The sequence below is a fragment of the Flavobacterium sp. T12S277 genome (genome assembly GCF_048514875.1).
Lineage (GTDB): Bacteria > Bacteroidota > Bacteroidia > Flavobacteriales > Flavobacteriaceae > Flavobacterium.
Genome location: NZ_JBLYEG010000012.1, coordinates 98584 through 116894 on the forward strand (window position 1 = coordinate 98584; position 18311 = coordinate 116894).

At 37.4% G+C, this 18311-nt stretch carries 15 protein-coding genes; 6 read left to right on the forward strand and 9 right to left on the reverse strand.

What is annotated here, in order from left to right; translation table 11 throughout:
• Window positions 1-103: 103 nt before the first annotated feature.
• The 5 genes from ACN1CN_RS16895 to ACN1CN_RS16915 all read right to left on the reverse strand — a co-directional run bounded on the left by ACN1CN_RS16895 (window position 104) and on the right by ACN1CN_RS16915 (window position 6344).
• Window positions 104-1933: an ABC transporter ATP-binding protein gene (locus ACN1CN_RS16895; RefSeq protein ID WP_419136471.1), complete on the reverse strand. Its 1830-nt coding sequence runs from the start codon at window positions 1931-1933 to the stop codon at window positions 104-106.
• On the reverse strand, window positions 1930-2970 hold the full coding sequence (locus ACN1CN_RS16900; protein WP_419136472.1) for a PDDEXK nuclease domain-containing protein: 1041 nt from the start codon (window positions 2968-2970) through the stop codon (window positions 1930-1932). Before ACN1CN_RS16900 ends, ACN1CN_RS16895 begins: the two co-directional genes overlap by 4 nt.
• 6 nt (window positions 2971-2976) lie before the next feature.
• A complete protein-coding gene (locus ACN1CN_RS16905) occupies window positions 2977-4704 on the reverse strand; it encodes a phospho-sugar mutase (protein ID WP_419136531.1) in 1728 nt (575 codons plus the stop codon).
• 143 nt (window positions 4705-4847) lie between these two features.
• Window positions 4848-5804 (reverse strand): glycosyltransferase family 2 protein, encoded by a 957-nt coding sequence (locus ACN1CN_RS16910; RefSeq protein WP_419136473.1) that lies wholly within the window; start codon window positions 5802-5804, stop codon window positions 4848-4850.
• Between the two features lie 9 nt (window positions 5805-5813).
• A complete protein-coding gene (locus tag ACN1CN_RS16915) occupies window positions 5814-6344 on the reverse strand; it encodes a DUF4199 domain-containing protein (RefSeq protein ID WP_419136474.1) in 531 nt (176 codons plus the stop codon).
• A 261-nt stretch (window positions 6345-6605) separates the two neighbouring features.
• Between ACN1CN_RS16915 and ACN1CN_RS16920 the strand changes: the two genes are divergently transcribed.
• The 3 genes from ACN1CN_RS16920 to ACN1CN_RS16930 all read left to right on the forward strand — a co-directional run bounded on the left by ACN1CN_RS16920 (window position 6606) and on the right by ACN1CN_RS16930 (window position 10191).
• A complete protein-coding gene (locus tag ACN1CN_RS16920; protein ID WP_008464817.1) occupies window positions 6606-6860 on the forward strand; it encodes a type B 50S ribosomal protein L31 in 255 nt (84 codons plus the stop codon).
• 258 nt (window positions 6861-7118) lie between these two features.
• Window positions 7119-8294 carry a GlmU family protein gene (locus ACN1CN_RS16925; RefSeq protein ID WP_419136475.1) on the forward strand — a complete coding sequence of 392 codons (1176 nt, stop codon included), beginning with the start codon at window positions 7119-7121 and terminating at the stop codon, window positions 8292-8294.
• Between the two features lie 262 nt (window positions 8295-8556).
• Window positions 8557-10191 (forward strand): ABC-F family ATP-binding cassette domain-containing protein, encoded by a 1635-nt coding sequence (locus tag ACN1CN_RS16930; RefSeq protein ID WP_291287556.1) that lies wholly within the window; start codon window positions 8557-8559, stop codon window positions 10189-10191.
• Between the two features lie 140 nt (window positions 10192-10331).
• Here ACN1CN_RS16930 and ACN1CN_RS16935 read toward each other — a convergent pair whose 3' ends face one another.
• The 3 genes from ACN1CN_RS16935 to ACN1CN_RS16945 are packed head-to-tail and all read right to left on the reverse strand — an operon-like array spanning window position 10332 to window position 13843.
• Entirely contained in the window at window positions 10332-11492 is a 1161-nt protein-coding gene (locus ACN1CN_RS16935) for an ABC transporter permease (RefSeq protein WP_419136476.1), read from the reverse strand.
• A gap of 2 nt (window positions 11493-11494) precedes the next feature.
• Window positions 11495-12448 carry an HlyD family secretion protein gene (locus ACN1CN_RS16940; protein ID WP_419136477.1) on the reverse strand — a complete coding sequence of 318 codons (954 nt, stop codon included), beginning with the start codon at window positions 12446-12448 and terminating at the stop codon, window positions 11495-11497.
• A 12-nt stretch (window positions 12449-12460) separates the two neighbouring features.
• Complete coding sequence (locus tag ACN1CN_RS16945) at window positions 12461-13843, reverse strand: TolC family protein (protein WP_419136478.1); 1383 nt, start codon at window positions 13841-13843, stop codon at window positions 12461-12463.
• 266 nt (window positions 13844-14109) lie between these two features.
• On the opposite strand from ACN1CN_RS16945, the gene ACN1CN_RS16950 reads away from it, so the two are divergent.
• From ACN1CN_RS16950 to ACN1CN_RS16960, 3 genes are all read left to right on the forward strand, one after another.
• On the forward strand, window positions 14110-15339 hold the full coding sequence (locus tag ACN1CN_RS16950; RefSeq protein ID WP_419136479.1) for a hypothetical protein: 1230 nt from the start codon (window positions 14110-14112) through the stop codon (window positions 15337-15339).
• Between the two features lie 92 nt (window positions 15340-15431).
• Window positions 15432-16508, forward strand: a complete 1077-nt coding sequence (locus ACN1CN_RS16955) for a porin (protein ID WP_419136480.1) — start codon at window positions 15432-15434, stop codon at window positions 16506-16508.
• A 20-nt stretch (window positions 16509-16528) separates the two neighbouring features.
• Window positions 16529-17959 carry an anion permease gene (locus ACN1CN_RS16960; RefSeq protein WP_264525144.1) on the forward strand — a complete coding sequence of 477 codons (1431 nt, stop codon included), beginning with the start codon at window positions 16529-16531 and terminating at the stop codon, window positions 17957-17959.
• On the opposite strand, the gene ACN1CN_RS16965 is transcribed toward ACN1CN_RS16960, so the two are convergent.
• Window positions 17956-18267, reverse strand: coding sequence for a GNAT family N-acetyltransferase (locus ACN1CN_RS16965; protein WP_291287562.1), 312 nt, complete (start codon window positions 18265-18267; stop codon window positions 17956-17958). The genes ACN1CN_RS16960 and ACN1CN_RS16965 overlap by 4 nt on opposite strands.
• Window positions 18268-18311: the final 44 nt, after the last annotated feature.

Genomic DNA, 18311 nt, shown 5'->3' on the forward strand with positions numbered 1-18311 from the left:
AAAAGCCACAGATTACTCAGATAAATATAAGATTTTAATTCGTGGATAGAAAAATAATCTTCGGTAATCTGGGTAATCTGTGGCTAAGCCTTTTGTTTTTTATTTAAGATTCGAAAGACTGCATGGTAACCAGTTTGTTATAGGTTCCGTTATGCGCAATCAGTTCGTCATGTGTTCCTTGTTCTACAATTTTTCCTTTTTGCATGACTACGATCAGATCTGCTTTCTGAATGGTCGAAAGACGGTGAGCAATTACAATCGAAGTTCTGTTTTGCATCATATTTTCTAAAGCGACCTGAACAAATTTTTCACTTTCGGTGTCCAATGCTGATGTGGCTTCATCCAAAATCATAATCGGAGGGTTTTTTAACACTGCTCTGGCAATCGACAGTCGTTGTTTTTGCCCGCCTGAAAGCTTGTTTCCGCTGTCGCCGATGTTGGTATAAATTCCTAATGGAAGTTCTTTTACAAACTCATAAGCATTGGCGATTTTCAGAGCCTCGATAATCTCGTCGTCTGTCGCATCAAGTTTTCCTAAGGCGATATTGGCTTTGATGGTATCATTGAACAAAATACTGTCCTGAGTTACCAATCCCATTAAACTGCGAAGCGACTGCAGGTCCATGTCTTTAATGTTGATGCCGTCAATTGAAATTGTTCCGTCGTTTACATCATAAAAACGGGTCAGTAAATTGGCAATCGTACTTTTTCCGCTTCCCGATTGTCCAACAAGTGCAACGGTTTGTCCTTTTTTGATCTCAAGAGAGAAGTCTTTTAAAACCGTTTCGTCTTCATACTTAAAGTTGATGTTCTGAACGCTGATGTTATTGTCGAACGATGTTTTTTCAAACGCCTTATCTTTTGATGTAATGGTGTTTTCCTGCTCTAAAATTTCAAGAACACGTTCAGCTGCGGCATTACCTCTTTTTACGCCGTATGAAGCTTTAGAGATTGCTTTTGCCGGAGTTAAAATGTTATAGGCTAATCCCATATAAGCAATAAAGGAAGGGCCGTCGAGTGTTTTTTCAATTAAAACCATTTGTCCTCCGTACCAAAGTAAGATGGCAATCACGGTGATACCCATAAACTCACTGGCTGGCGATGCTAAGTTCTGACGATTCCCGATACTATTGGATAGTTTAAAAAAACGTTCTGTTGAATTTTGAAAGATAGTGTTGAAGTAATTCTCGGCATTGTATCCTTTTACAACTTTTAAACCGCCAATGGTTTCTTCAATAGTAGATAAAAAACTTCCTTGTTCCTGTTGTGCCTTACCGGACTGTTTTTTTAACTGCTTTCCAATTAAAGAGATGATATATCCCGAAACAGGAATGAAAATAAAGACAAATAAGGTAAGTTTAGCGCTGATGATTAACATCGCGCATATAGTAAAAACAATAGTTAGAGGCTCTTTTACGATAAGCTCCAAGATGGCTAAAAACGAAGTCTGAACCTCATTGACATCGGCAGAAATTCTGGAAATAACATCTCCTTTTCTTTTTTCAGAATAAAAAGCCAAAGGCAATTCCAGTGTTTTTTTGTACAGTGCATTTCGCATGTCTCTTAAAACACCATTTCGTAAAAAATTAATGAAAAACATAGCAAGATAATCGGCTAAATTTTTCAATAGAAAGATCGAAATAATGAGTGCCACCATTACCGAAAGTATAAATCCGGGATTATTAGGATCTGTATTTTTTGTAATGTAATAGCTCAGATAGTTTTGTGCAAATTCTTTTGCATGGGTAATTCCTTCGTAAGTTGGCATAACATAAATCTTCTTTGTTTTATCAAATAAAACCTGAAGCATCGGAATTAATGCCATAAAGGAAAGGGTGCTAAAAAGGGCATACAAAATATTGAAAAAGATATTTAGGAATGCGTATTTTTTATACGGATATATAAAAGGAACTATTTTTTTAAAATTACTCATTTATTTATGATGTTGTTTTCTGCTATGGCAATGGCTCTTTCGAGTTTTTCCAGCAATAATTTTTTTTCAGGTAATTGGGTTAAATAAGCGGAGACTTTGATTTGTTCATCATTGTCAAGCATTAAGTAATTAATTTGTTCGGGAGATTTTTCACTGCACAAAATTAATCCAATTGGTTTATTTTCACCTTCTTTTTGTTCATTTTTCTCTAACCAGCGTAAATACAATTCCATTTGGCCTTTGTAGCCTGCTTTAAATTTCCCGAGTTTTAAGTCAATGGCAACCAGTCGGCGTAGGCCACGATGGTAAAAAAGTAAATCGATGTAAAAATCTTCATCATCAATTGTTATCCTTTTTTGACGGGCGAGAAAAGCAAATTCACTGCCCATTTCGGTGATGAAATTTTGTAATTGAGCTAAGATCGAACTTTCTAAATCTTTTTCAGAATAGGTGTCATGCAGTCCTAAAAAATCTAGGAAATAAGGGTCGCGAAAAGTTAAATCCGGACTAATTTGTTTTTGGTTTTTTAGTAAAGCCAGATCATTAACGATTGTTTCTTCTGGCTTTTTGCTGATGGCAGTTCTTTCAAAAAGCATACTATCCATACGTTCTTGCAGGGTTCGCACGCTCCATCTTTCATGAATGCTCATTTGGATGTAGAATTCACGTTTTATCTTACTTTCAATGTAAATTAAGGATCTGATATGAGACCAGGTCAATTGTGCACACAGTGTGTGCACAATTGTAAAGTCTTGTATTTCAGAGTTTAATCTAATGAAGCTGTGTAGGTTTCTTTTGTTGAAACCGCTTCCGTATTTATCAGAAAGAATAGTGCTTAGGTTCTGGATAAGTTTCTTTCCATAATCAGCGCGATCATTTTTTAGAATCTCTTCATTGATCGTTTTTCCAATTTTCCAATATAAGAGCGTTAGTTCCTGATTGACAGTCTTGGCAACAAAATGACGTGATTGATCTATTAGTCCAATGATTGAATCTAATAGTTCAGGTTTGTCTTTTGTGTCAGGTTTGTCACTCATTACTGTTTACTTCAATTGCATTTCTGCAATGATATTTTGTATTTTTCCGTCTAAATAGCTTTCTGCTTCATCAAAATCCTGAACCGATTCTAATTCAGCATTAACGCTGATGTAGAATTTAATTTTTGGCTCTGTTCCGCTTGGTCTTGCACAAATTTTAGAACCGTCTTCGGTATAATAAATCAATACGTTGGATTTAGGAACATCCATAACAGATTCTTCACCGGTCAATAAATTTAAGGCAATTGACGATTGGTAGTCTTCCATCATAATGACACGCTGACCGCTGATTTCTTTTAACGGATTTTCGCGCAGACTGATCATCATCTGGTTGATTTCTTCCAGACCTTCCATTCCTTTTTTAGTTATGGAAACCAGGTGCTCTTTGTAGAATCCATTTTCAACATAAAGCTGTAAAAGCTCTTTGTAAACACTGCTTCCGGCTGCTTTTGCCTGAGCGGCAACTTCGATGATTAATAAGGTTGCTGCAACAGCATCTTTATCTCTTACAGCATCACCAACCATGAAACCAAAGCTTTCCTCGCCACCTCCGATAAACTGAAGTTCAGGGAAATCTTTAATCATTTTGGCAATCCATTTAAAACCGGTCAATCCTACTTTGCATTCCACACCATAGTTTGTGGCCAGTTCCATCATCATTGGAGTCGACACAATTGTTGAACCAATGAATTGTTTTCCGTTAATTTTACCTGCTTTTTTCCATTGTTTCAATAAGAAAGCAGTCATTAAGATCATGGTTTGATTTCCGTTCAGTAAAATCATTTTGCCTTCGTTATTTCTAACGGCAACGCCAAGACGATCGCAATCAGGATCTGTTCCGACTACAATATCCGAATGTGTTTTATCCGCCAAAGCCAGGGCCATTGTCAAAGCTTCAGGCTCTTCAGGATTTGGGGATTTTACAGTTGGGAAATTTCCATCAGGAATGGCTTGTTCCGGTACGATGTGTACATTTTTGTAACCCGCCTGTGATAAAGTTTCAGGAACAGATTTTATCGATGTTCCGTGCAAAGAAGTAAAAACAATATGCAAGTCGTCTTTTGCCTCGGCCGGTGTATTAAAACTGGCATTTTCAATAGACGATTTTATAAAAGCTTTGTCGATTTCGGAGTCGATATACTCGATCAGACTTTCGTTGGCTTTGAATTTAATTTTATCGTAACCTAAATTTTCAATAGTATTGATAATTGCAGCGTCCTGTGGAGGAACGATTTGCCCGCCATCTTCCCAATACACTTTGTAACCGTTGTATTCCGGTGGATTGTGAGAAGCTGTTAGTACAATTCCGCATTGGCAGCCTAAATATTTAAGTGCAAACGATAATTCCGGGGTTGGTCTTAAATCAGAGAACAGGTAAACCTGAATTCCGTTTGCTGAAAAAACATCAGCAACAATTTTTGCCAAAGTATTACTGTTGTGACGGCAATCGTAGGCGATAACAACTTTTAAAGGCTGATTTGGGAAAGCAATATGTAAATAATCAGAGAGACCCTGAGTGTTTTTTCCAAGTGTGTATTTGTTGATTCGGTTGCTTCCAACACCCATCACACCGCGCATTCCTCCAGTTCCAAATTCCAGATTTTTATAAAAACTTTCCTCAAGTTCCTTAGGAGAAGTTGTCATTAATTCTTTAACAGCAGCTTGCGTTTCGCTATCAAAGGTTGGCGTTAACCATTCGTTTACTGCATTTAGAATACTAGGTGCTATATTCATCATTCGTGTCTTTTTATATTTAAATAATAATAGAGTTCAGGAACTATTTATTGTTATGAGTTCGTTTTATGCTGTGTTCAGAATTTACTCTTTTTACGGTTGGAAGCAGTAAGAAGAACCCGATTCCTAATAACAGTTTTGTGTTAGAAATTAACCTCTCGGGCTACTTTATAACGGGCTTCGTTGCTTTTGGTTCTCAGGATAATTTCGCCCAGAAAACCGGCCAGAAACAATTGTGTTCCCAGGATCATCGTGGTCAGTGCAATAAAAAACCACGGGTTACTGGTGATCAGGCTGTATTTCATTCCGTTATACATATGGTATAATTTGGAGATTCCGATATAACCTGCCAGTAAAAATCCAATAATAAACATCAAAGATCCAATGGCGCCAAACAAGTGCATGGGTCTTTTTCCGAATCGGGATAAGAACCAGATGGTGATTAAATCAAGGAAACCGTTTATAAAACGCTCCATTCCAAATTTAGTTTCGCCATATTTACGGGCCTGGTGAATAACCACTTTTTCGCCAATTTTATTAAAACCGGCATTTTTTGCCAAAACCGGAATGTAACGGTGCATTTCGCCCGAAACTTCAATGTTTTTAACAACGGCATTTTTGTAAGCTTTTAGTCCGCAGTTGAAATCGTTCAGTTCAACACCCGAAGTTTTTCTGGCGGCCCAGTTGAATAATTTCGAAGGAAGGTTTTTTGCCACAACCGAGTCGTAACGTTTTTTCTTCCAGCCTGAAACCAAATCAAATTTCTGCGCTGTAATCATTTCATATAAACCCGGAATTTCGTCCGGGCTATCTTGTAAATCTGCATCCATGGTAATGATAACATCACCCTGCGCTTTGGCAAAACCTGCATGCAAAGCCTGCGATTTTCCAAAGTTTTTCATGAAACGAATTCCTTTTACATTCGGATTATCGTTAGAAAAACCTTCAATAATATTCCAAGAATCATCTGTACTTCCATCATCTACAAAAATGATTTCATAAGAGTAATTGTTAGATTGCATCACTTTAATAATCCACGAATAGAGTTCTTGTAGTGATTCCTCCTCATTTAGAAGCGGTATAAGTATAGATAAATTCATTTATTTTTTTTATTCTTGTGTAGTTTTGCTTTTAAAAAATGCTGCGAAAATTAATCCAAAAATGGCACTGATAACGATTGCAAAAACAGATCCTTTTAATAATTCGAAAGTCGAGTAAGGGCTGCTTTCTTTCATTTTGTTAATGGCTTCATTGATAGACGAAGCAGGAGCTCCAAATTTCTGCATCATGTTTGCCGTGTATTTGATCATGATTTCATTCAGAGTGTCTTTCGCACCCGGATCAATAACATTAAATAAAACAATATTAAATAAGGTAGAAATTAAAACGCCAATTACAGCTGCCAAAAAGTAAGTTGTAAAAGCCTCCTTGAACGAAAAAACTCCTTTTAATTCTTTCTTAGTTTTAGAAAGTAAAATAATACTGATTGTCAGACTGATTACGATGCCGATAATGCCCATCCACCAGGCAGTGAACAGATTTAAATCGATTGCATATATTGTAGCAGTAAATAATGCAGATGCAATTCCAATCATTACACCGTAAGTAATTCCATTCTTTTTTATAACTTCATTAATCATATTTTTATATGTTTTAAAATTAATCCACAAATATAGTAATTCCCAATACACACTAGATATATATTAAAAAAATTAATACAAATCACAAGGCCGTTAAAATTATTGATTAAAAGATTTGTTAATTCGAAAAAAGTTGTAAATTTGCACACTTAAAAATAATTAAAAGTTTTAAACAAAAAAGAGTAGAGTTGTTTACACCTTTTTCTAACCATGGAAAAGCTTCAAAATAAAATTGCTCTAAACAATAAATAAAATAAAAAGATGAAAAAAGGAATTCACCCAGAAAATTACAGATTAGTTGCATTTAAAGACATGTCAAATGACGAAGTTTTTATCACTAAATCTACTGCAGATACAAAAGAAACAATTGAAGTTGACGGAGTTGAGTATCCAGTTGTAAAAATGGAGATTTCTAGAACATCTCACCCATTTTATACTGGTAAATCTAAACTTATCGATACTGCAGGACGTATTGATAAATTCAAAACTAAATATGCAAAACACGCTAAAAAATAATAGCTGTTTTATATCATACAAAAGCCTTCCATTCGGGAGGCTTTTTTTATTTAATAAAGACAAGTACAAAGTTTTACGTAAAGCCATTAAGGTTTCTATTTACAAAGCTTTGCGAACTTTGCGTAAAACCTCAGCGCATTTAGCGGTTAAAAAAAATGTGCTATATCTGTTACAGTACAAATGACACAAATAAAATAATTGTAACTTTGAACCCGATAACCAAATCAAGATTTTAACAAGTATCAAATTTAATTATTTATGAATTACATTCTTTTTGACGGTCCCGTCCGGAATGCTTTATTACCTTTTACTTTTACAAGACCTGTTGCCGATATATTAATTGGAATTATGACGATTCGCCAGAAATGGGAAGCACGTTTAGGTTCGACAATTACTACCATTACCGAAGATTATTTATCAGAAAAATTCCCAATGGTAGAATTGGAAGAAAATGTAATGATTAATGCGGCGTATTTGCCAAATGATACGCTTGCTGAAATGGTTTCTAACCTGACTACAAATCAGGCTATTTTTAAGGGAGAAGATGTAATCGCTTTTTTCACCAATGAAAATCAGGAAGAAGTTGATTTCGATTCTTATGAAATCATCCAATACAATGAAGATTGTCTGACCGTAGAACATACCTGGGATATCTTTTCTAAAAATGATGCTGCAATTCGCGAAGATTTTCAGTATTTGACTGAAGACCGAAAATCACAGCCAATTCCGAAAAGCGTCAATGTGATTGCACCCGAAAATATATTTCTTGAAGAAGGAGCGAAATTAGAGTTTGTAACGCTGAATGCTTCAAACGGGCCTATCTATATCGGTAAGAATGCTGAAATTATGGAGGGAACTGTAATTCGTGGTCCTTTTGCTTTGTGTGAAAATGCACAGGTAAAACTAAATGCCAAAGTTTACGGAGCTACAACAGTAGGACCGGGATCAAGAATTGGAGGGGAAGTTAAGAACTCGGTGCTTTTTGCTAATTCAAACAAAGGACATGATGGTTTCTTAGGAGATTCTGTTTTGGGAGAATGGTGTAATATTGGAGCAGACAGTAATAATTCGAACCTGAAAAACAATTACGAAGAAGTGAAATTATGGAGCTATGAGACAGAAGGGTTTGCTAAAACAGGACTTCAGTTTTGTGGTTTAATGATGGGAGATCATAGTAAATGCGGAATCAATACCATGTTCAATACCGGAACAGTAGTAGGGGTGAGTGCTAATATCTTCGGAAGTGGTTTTCCGCGCAATTTTGTTCCGAGTTTTTCATGGGGCGGAGCGGCCGGTTTTACAACCTATGTCACTAAAAAAGCTTTTGAAACCGCAAAATTAGTAATGGGACGCCGAAACATCGACTTCGATGCAACAGAAGCCGCAATCTTAGAGCACATTTTTGAGGAAACTAAAAAATGGAGAAAGGATTAAATTAGATAATTAGGCAATTAGATAATGAGATAATTTGAAGAGCCGTTATTTGCTTACGCAAATAGCGGCTCTCGTTTTTTAAAGATAAAATTTGCATTTCAAAAATTATCTAATTGACTAATTATCTCATTTTCTAATTATCAGATTGCCACATTTTCTAATTATCTAATTGCCTAATTATCTAATTAATCTATCTTTGCACCACGAAAAAAATGGGTGGTCAAATAAACGATTAACCGATTAAACAAATTCACAGAAGATAATGATTACAGTTAACGATATTTCAGTTCAGTTTGGTGGAACTACATTATTTAGCGATGTTTCTTTTGCTATCAATGAAAATGATAAAATTGCCCTTATGGGTAAAAATGGTGCGGGAAAATCGACACTTTTAAAAATAATTGCGGGACAAAGTAAACCTTCTACCGGAAGTATCTCAACTCCAAAAGATGCTGTTGTAGCTTATTTGCCGCAACATTTACTGACTAAAGACGGTTCTACTGTAATGGAAGAAGCTTCTAAGGCTTTTGGCGAGATTTTTAGAATGAAAGCTGAAATCGATGAAATCAATGAGCAATTAACCGTTCGTACTGATTATGAAAGTGATGCTTATATGAAACTGATCGAAAGAGTTTCAGATTTAAGCGAGAAATATTATGCTATTGAAGAAGTAAACTACGAAGCTGAAGTAGAGAAAATTTTGATAGGTTTAGGTTTTGAGCGCGAAGATTTTACACGTCAGACTTCTGAATTTTCAGGAGGATGGAGAATGCGTATCGAATTGGCCAAAATTCTTCTTCAAAAACCGGATTTGATTTTGCTGGATGAGCCAACCAACCACATGGATATCGAAAGTATTCAGTGGCTCGAAGAGTTTTTAGTGACTTCTGCAAAAGCAGTTGTGGTAATTTCGCACGATAGAGCGTTTGTTGATAACATCACAAACAGAACTATCGAAGTGACTATGGGAAGAATTTATGACTATAAAGCAAAATACTCTCATTATTTAGAACTTAGAAAAGACCGTCGTATACATCAGCAAAAAGCTTACGATGAGCAGCAAAAAATGATCGCAGACAACAGAGCGTTCATTGATCGTTTTAAAGGAACTTTTTCGAAAACGGATGCGGTTCAGTCTCGTGTTAAAATGTTAGAGAAATTAGAGATTGTTCAGGTTGATGAAGTAGATACCTCGGCATTACGTTTAAAATTCCCACCAGCTGCACGTTCAGGTCAATATCCTGTTATTGTAAAAGAAATGTCTAAAACGTATGGGGATCATGTTGTTTTTAAAGATGCTAATATCGTAATCGAACGTGGTCAGAAAGTGGCTTTTGTTGGAAAAAATGGAGAAGGAAAATCGACCATGATTAAAGCGATCATGAAAGAAATCGGTGTTGATTCAGGAAGTGTTGAAGTAGGTCATAATGCACAAATTGGATATTTTGCACAAAATCAGGCTTCATTGTTGGATGAAAACGCTACTATTTTCGAAACGATTGATGCTATTGCTGTGGGGGATATTCGTACGCAGATCAAAAACATTTTGGGAGCCTTTATGTTCCAGGGTGATGATATTACCAAAAAAGTAAAAGTACTTTCAGGTGGAGAAAAAACACGTCTGGCCATGATTAAATTGTTGTTGGAGCCTGTTAACTTATTGATTCTGGATGAGCCTTCGAATCACCTGGACATGAAAACCAAAGATATTATTAAAGATGCCCTGAGAGATTTCGACGGAACTTTAATTCTGGTTTCTCACGACCGTGATTTCCTTGACGGATTGGCGACTAAAGTTTTCGAATTTGGGAACAAACGCGTAAAAGAACATTTTGAAGATGTGGCAGGTTTCCTGGCGCACAAAAAAATGGATTCTATGCGTGAAATAGAAAAATAAGATATTTTCATAAAATACTTGATGGTGTGTAAATCCTAGAAACAATAGCTGCACTTCGGAGAGAAAACGAAATAAATTATACCTTAAAAAGCACAAGAAATTCAATTCTTGTGCTTTTTTTATGGTCGTGAGTTAACGAATTAAATTTCTTTTTTAAGAACGGCTCTCTTTTTAAAGTACAAGGCAATATAGGCAAGAACAGAACAGATCAACCCAATAATAATCATATTCCAGACCGCTGTTGTGGTTTGCGAATACGTGCCATCTTCAATAATTAATATTCTGAACGCTTTCAAAAAGTGGGTGAGTGGAATTACATTGGCAATGGCTTGTACCGCCTGAGGCATCTGACTTAAGGGCCAGGTGAAACCACTCAGGATAAAGCTTGGCGTGGCAATGACCATTAAAATTTCGGTTGCTTTCAGTTGATTCGGCACTACGATGCTCACAAGAATTCCGATAAAAGAGACGGAGAGCACAAATATTCCGGCGATGAAAGTCAGCGGGGCCAGATTTTCATAAAATGGCAGTCGGAACCACAACGTGAAGAGCCAGTAGATGATCCAGATTCCAAAGCTCATGATCAGGTACGGAATGATTTTTACAGCTAACATTTTTAAAACAGAAGGGCATTTTTTGACCAGATCCTTAAAAGTTCCGTTTTCAAATTCTGATGCAAATGATAATGCCAGCCCTAACAGTAAAACCTGTTGAAGCACGGTGGCTAAAACTCCGGGCCAGAGAAAATACATATAGTTCGTACTTCGATTGTATTTTTTAATAAAAGTAGTTTTGAAGGGCTCGTATTGCGAAGCAAGTAAATTTTCGGGTACACCTTGTTTTCTTAAAGTTTCAATCTGAATACCGGCTTTTAAAGTTCCCAAACAAATTTGTATCGCTGTGGAGGCATAATTAGCGGTCAAAACATTGGAAGTGTTTACGATGGTGGTGATTTCAGGATACTTTTTGGTGAGGGTCATTTTTTCGAAATCCTTTGGAATAATAACCACGCAGGCGGCTTCTTTTTGAATGGCAATTTTAGAAAGGTTGTTCTGATCGTATAAAAGGGAGGAAATAGAAATCACTTCATTATCCTCAAACATCTGGATTGCTTTTGAGCTTAACTCAGAGCGGTCCTGATCGACCACAATAATAGGTAAATCAGTAACCTTGCCTTTTCCGTAAACATAGCCCAGTAAAACGCCATACAGGATTGGTGCGCCAATAAAAAGGATTCTCAGGACATTATTTTTCCAGAATAACTGAAATTCCCGTTTAAGCAATGAAAAGAAATTTTGCATAGTTAAAGAGATAAGGTGACGGTCGTTTTGGTAATGAGATCTTTTGTTTGCTCAATGTTGGAAGGTGTTATTTTTATTTCAAACAAGCTTTCCTGCATTTCATAATCAGGATAGGCCGTGGCGATATTGCCATAAGCTCCCAATTGTTTTATAGTCGAGACGATTCCTTTGATGTTTTCTTTTTTATAGGGAACGTGAACGGTGATTTCTTGTCCTTTTTTAAAATCGCCCAATTGTTTTTCGGGAATTGTAAAACGAAAATAAGTGCTGTTGGAGATGTAGCCATTAAATAGGGTGTAGCCAGGCAAGGCCAGTTCGCCAAGGTTTAAAGTAATCGTCTCGATACTCATGTTTTGCGGGGCAAGTATATAGCGCTCCTTGTTGGCGGTTTCTACTTCCTGCAAGGCTCCAAGCGCTCGGTCTTGTTGTCCGAGTGCCATCGTTTGCTGTTCGATTCGCGCTCCTTTTTTAGCATCGTCCAGTTCGGCAATCACAGCATTGTATTGTGCCTGTGCGCCCTGATACTTGGCAAAAGTTTCATCATAAGTTTGTTGTGAGATCAGAGAATCCTTAAGCATATTGGTCAGTCGTCGGATCGATTTCTGAGCAAACTCATATTGTTCTTTTAAGCCCATTTTTTTGGCTTCCAGTTGTTTAATCTGATTTTCAGTAGCACCCTTTACGGCCATTTTATATTGGGCTTTCGCAGATACGACGGCTCCTTCGGCCTGATTTTTTTTGGCATCTACTTCAGGAATATCCAGTATCGCCAGCGTGTCTCCTTTCTGAACCTGATCTCCTTCTTTGACAAATATTTTCAGAATCTTGCCCGGAATTTTACTCACAACGGCAATTTGCTCTTTTTCTATTTTCCCCTGAATTAAATCTCCTTTTTTTGCTTTCTGACAGGCCAAAAAAAGGAAAATGATTGTGGTGCTAATGATTGCTTTTTTCATAAAACAGAACTTTTATTTGGATAGTTTTTTAGACAAATCGCCCGTTGCAATTATAGTTTCAATAGCAGCAAGCCTTTGTTCTATTAAAGTAGTGGTCTTGTTTACAGATGCTTTATAAGAGTCGTTCTCTGCTTCAAGCCGTTCCGAGATGTTGATAAGACCTTCTTTGTATTGCTTAATGGCAAGCGTTAAATTATTGCTGGCTACTTTTTCCTGTTGTTGCGTGATGTCTATTTTTTGGGTTAAAACGGTATAATCGACCAGATTCTTTTCGAGTAGCAATTCAAGTTTTTCTTTGGCATCGTCAATTTGGTTTTGTACCTGTTCAATATTAATCTTAGCCTCGTGTACTTTGTGTTTTCGTTCAAAACCTGAAAAAACTTCCCACTTCATGGCGGCTCCCACAACCCAATTCTGACTTATGGTTAGCTCATTGAGTCCCAAATACAAGGCCTGGTTGATTCCGGTAACAATGGGTGTCGTGGCGTTGGCATTGAATAAACTCGAGTAAGAAACCCCTCCAAAAGCCCCAAGGGTAGGTAAGTAAGTTCCTTTTTCCTTCTTTAATAAATATTCATAAGCTGACTTAAATGATTCCAGTGCTTTTATTTCCTGTTTGTTTTGGGTACTTAATTTTTCATCCGTAATTAAATAAGGCGTTAAGGTATAATGAACATTGTCGATATCGGCAATGGAGTAACCGGTTAAATATTGAATTTTTTTGTAAATCAGCTTTCGTTTGCCATCCAGTTCAATCTTTTTGGAAGCCAGTTCCAGTGCCGCCAATTTTATCTTATCCCGGTCATACGGAATCGCAAGTCCTTGTTCGATTGCTTTTGTAACCCGTTTGGTTTCCGTATCAAGTCGGTTCTCGCTGTCTTTGATTAATTGGTCTATTGCTTTTAATAATTCCAGCTGATCAAAAGTGTTGATAACCTCTTTTGTGATTTCGTCTTTTTCAGATTCTTTTAAAAACACAGTTCCTTTCGTTTTTTCTTCAATTGCTTTCGCTCCGTTAGGGATTTGCATGCCGCTAAACAAAACGGTTTTTGCCATTACACTTCCGTTAAAAATGTTGCCGTAGTTTTTAAAAGCAGTTTTTCCATCAAACAAAGGATAGTTTACAACAGGTATTGTAGTCGTAGGAAGGTCAACGGTAAGTTTGTTGTCAAAATAGGAGTAAAGCGCACTGGCCTCGATTGTTGGGATGTACTTGTTCCAGACTCCTTTTTCCTGAAGATTTAATTTTTCGATATCTAAATCTTTGTTTTTTAAGGAAGCACTTTTTTCGATAGCCTTTTGAATGGCTTCTTCCAGAGTAGAAGAAACGGCGATCTGACTGTGCGCAAATTGGAAGGAAAGAAGAAAAAGAAAAGGAAGTAGATGTTTTTTCATTGCAATTTTTGTTTCAGTTATTGGACAAATCGTACGACAGTTTTTGTAAGATGACACAAAGAATTGGGAGGCAATCAGAGACCGATTGTAACAAAGTTAAGAATATTAGTCTTACATTAGTGCTGTTGAGGTATTTAAAAAGCAAAGTGCATTTAATTTTTTTTAGTATTTTATACTTGTGTAACAGAAAGTTATTGCGCCGTATTGGAGTTTGTCTGTTTTTTCATACCTTAGTAAATGTATTTCCAAATTAACTTATTTTTAACATGAAAAAGAGTTTTATATTTTTGGTAGTTTTGGCAGCTCATTTCTTTAGCTTGCCTCTGTTTTCTCAAACTGATAACGAACCTGTTGCTTTAGGTTTGCCAGGTGATAATCTTAATTTATATGCGGTTTTAGATGTCTTTCAGAAATCCAAAACTTTAGAGGAATTTGAAAGAGTGCTGAACGAACAGGACAGTAAGGTTAATAATTTAGATTTAAACAATGACGGAGAGATCGATTACATTGAAATCGAAAGTCAAAAGAAAGGGAACAGACATGTGATTGTACTTCAGGTTGCTATAAACAGTAAGGAAAAGCAGGATGTAGCGGTTATCGAAGTAGATAAAGACAAAAAGAACAATGTACATGTTCAGATTATTGGAGATCAGGATTTGTATGGTAAAAACTATATAATAGAACCTTCAGATACAGTAGGAGGAACACCAAATCCAGGGTATAATGGAGGTGGTACCGTAATTGTAAATAATAACACCACAAACAATTACAATACAACAGCTGCTAATCCGAACTATGTAACTGCAAATGTAAGTGTATGGCCGGTAGTGCTGTATTTGTTTTCTCCGGTATATGTAGTGTACCGATCTCCTTGGTATTGGGGGTATTACCCTTCTTACTGGCGTCCGTGGCGTCCTGTTTATTATCACGATTATTGGGGATATCATGGGCATTATTACAGAGAACCTTATTATCGAAGAACGGAGAGATTAAGAAATCAGAGGTATTATAATACGTATGCATCAAGAAGAAATTCATCGGCAGTAGTTCGAAATTACAGAACCAGTGGCCGCTACAATGCAACTTATAACGGACGAGAGTACAGAAGACCGGCTCCGGTGACCAATACAAGACCAACCCGACCGTCTACAATGCGCCCGGGAACACGTCCGACTAATCCGTCAACCCGTCCAGGAACAACAAGACCCGGAAACCGTCCGGTTGATCCGTCAACAAGACCAGGTACAACAAGACCGGAAACAAGCAGACCCGGAACTACAAGGCCAACAACACGTCCGGTAACGCCAACGAACCCGTCAACACGTCCGGCGGTGAGACCTGCGCAGCCTTCCAATCGGCCAACAAATCCAACTACCCGACCAGTAACACGGCCAACGCAGCCTACAACACGTCCTGCGACCCGACCGGCTGGTACCAGAAATGCGACACCGCCGTCTACAAATCGAGGGTCGAGTCCTAATAGAAGGCAAGGTTAAATGGTGAATGTTAGATTAATTTTTGATTTACAGTATTTATGAATAAATCGCTACTCCTAAAAATTGTTCTTTTTTGTATAGTGCCATTTTTTATGAAGGCGCAAACTGCTCCCGCTGAAAATGAGGTGAAGTATCCGCAATTTCAGTTCAAAGGACTTTTTCAAGCGCGCTATTTGGAAAGTACGGGTAAAAATGTTGATGTTTTGGGAGTTCATCATTCCACTGGCGATGTAACACAAAGCTCGTTTGATATTAAAAGAATGCGTGTCGGGTTGAATACCAAACTGAGCGAAGCCACAGAGGTTGTGATTTTGGTGAATTTAGCCGACTTTAAATCAGATCCGAAATCGAAAGTTCTTGAAAATGCTTACGGAAAATATACATTTAGCAAATATTTGGCGTTAACAGGAGGTAAGTTTCGTCCGGCATTCGGTATAGAAGAGCTGGTTCCTGTAGACATTATCAAATCATTTGATTTTTCCAATCAGTATTATGAGTTTGGTAAAAACGGCTGGACGAGTTTTCAAATTGGAGCTTCGGCAAGCGGGGCATTTGATCTCGGGAAAATCCCTGTAAATTATGCGATATCGGTTTTAAATGGTAACGGAAAAAATCAGGAAAAGGACAATGATAACGGCAAATTGTACGCAACCAGATGGGTTTTCGGTTTGTCTAAAGAGCATAAAATTAATCTGGGTTTAAATGGTGGAATTGGAAAAAGATCAGATCAGAAAGTTTTTGCTTTAGGGATTGATGTCACCAGTGATTTTAAGCTTACTGACCGGTTTACTTTTGATTTGCAAATAGAATACAAACAGGGAACCAATCACAATTTATATTTTTCATTACCAGCAGATACCCGAACCCCAAATGTGGATGATTATCAAATGAGAGGGATTTACTTTTTACCCAATTTAAGATATCTGGTTGATTACAAAAAACTGACTTCGCTGGAATTGTCCTGTCGTTTTGAGTCGTTTGATAATAATTACAAAGTCAATTCTAACGTTCGTCAAACCTATACACCAATGTTAAGCCTTGAATTCGGAAAAGCATATACGGGACGAATAGAATTAGGATTTGAAATAGATCATTTCGATAAAAATATTCCCGATACCTCATTTTACAACGACAATCTATTCCTGATTCAGTTACAACTCCGTTTATAATCTAACTTAATTCCTTTTTTATGAAAGAAGTACAAATACCTCAAACCCTGATAACACTTGCAGCCGGACTTGCCATTTGGTTTATTCCTGCGCCGGATGGTGTGGTTAATGAAGCCTGGCATTTGTTTGCGATTTTTGTGGCAACCATTCTTGGAATCATTTTAAAAGCAGCTCCTATGGGGACTATGTGTATGATTGCGATTGCGTTAACCGCTTTTACACAGGTTCTGGCTCCTGGAGATGCAGGAAAATCGATTACGCTCGCGCTGAAAGGGTTTGGCGATAAGGTAATTTGGCTCATTGGGATTTCGTTTTTTATCGCAAGAGGATTTATAAAAACCGGTTTGGGAAACCGAATTGCTTTTTTGTTCATCAGGATATTCGGAAAAAGTTCACTGGGACTGGCTTACGGGCTGGGTCTTGCCGATTTGGTTCTGGCTCCGGCCGTGCCGAGTAATACGGCAAGAGGGGGCGGAATTATTTATCCCATCATGAAATCCATGTCGATGAGTTTTGGTTCAATGCCGGATCAGCCTGAAACGCACCGAAAATTAGGATCGTATCTAACCCTGAGCAGTTACAATGCCAATTTGATTGCTTCGTCAATGTTCTTAACAGGAACAGCAAGTAATCCGATGTGCCAGAAATTTGCGCTGAATCTGGGAATTAAAATTAGCTGGATTTCATGGGCGACGGCAGCGATAGTTCCGGGTCTGGTGGCATTTTTTGTAATTCCTTTTGTATTGTACAAAATTTATCCACCCGAATTGAAAAAAACCGGAGATGCTCCGCAAATTGCAGCTCAAAAACTAAAAGATATGGGGGCAATTACCCGCAACGAATGGATGATGCTGTTAACCTTTTTTATTCTTTTATTTCTTTGGATGACAGGCGACCTGTTTTCTATTGATGCAACAACGACTGCTTTTATCGGGCTGGTGATTTTACTGTTGACTTCAGTATTAACCTGGGATGATGTGAAAGCCGAAAAAGGAGCCTGGGATACCATAGTGTGGTTCTCCGTTTTGGTGATGATGGCAAGTTCGCTCAATGAACTCGGATTTATTGGCTGGTTTAGCAATTTGGTAAAAGCCGAAATTGGCGGTTTAAGCTGGCAGATGGCTTTTCCTATTATAGTATTGGTGTACTTTTTTAGCCATTATCTTTTTGCAAGTGCAACAGCCCACGTAGCGGCAATGTATGCGGCATTATTGGGTGTCGGAATTTCACTTGGGATTCCCGGCCTGCTGTTGGCTTTTATGTTAGGATTTGTAGGTTCGCTTTACGGGACTTTAACGCATTACGGACACGGACCGGCACCAGTTTTCTTCGGAAGCGGTTATGTCGATTTGAAAAGCTGGTGGGTCAAAGGCCTGATAACCGGTTTGGTTATGCTTTTTATTTATATGGTAATAGGAGGGTTGTGGCTCCGATTAATTGGCTACTTTTAAATTCGGATTCCCGGAGGAAGTAATTCTTTGTATTCCGGATTTTTTTTAATAAACAATACAATTTTTGGATGGATAGGCATTATTCTGAATTTCTTTTCTATAACAATTTCCATGATACTTTTAAGTAAAGCATCAATTGTAGCCTGATTGTCAAAACCTTCAGGGGTGTTGATTTTGGTTAAGAAAATTTTCTTTTCCTGAAATGAATACTCCACAGAAAGTAATCCTTCAGGGACTATGGTTTCAAATTGTCTAGCAAAAGTGTTGTCTTTGATTTCCATAGTTTCAATAGGTTCCATATTAGTCATGTTTTGGGGATTGGATTAAAAAATAATAATAAAAAGAACGTGAG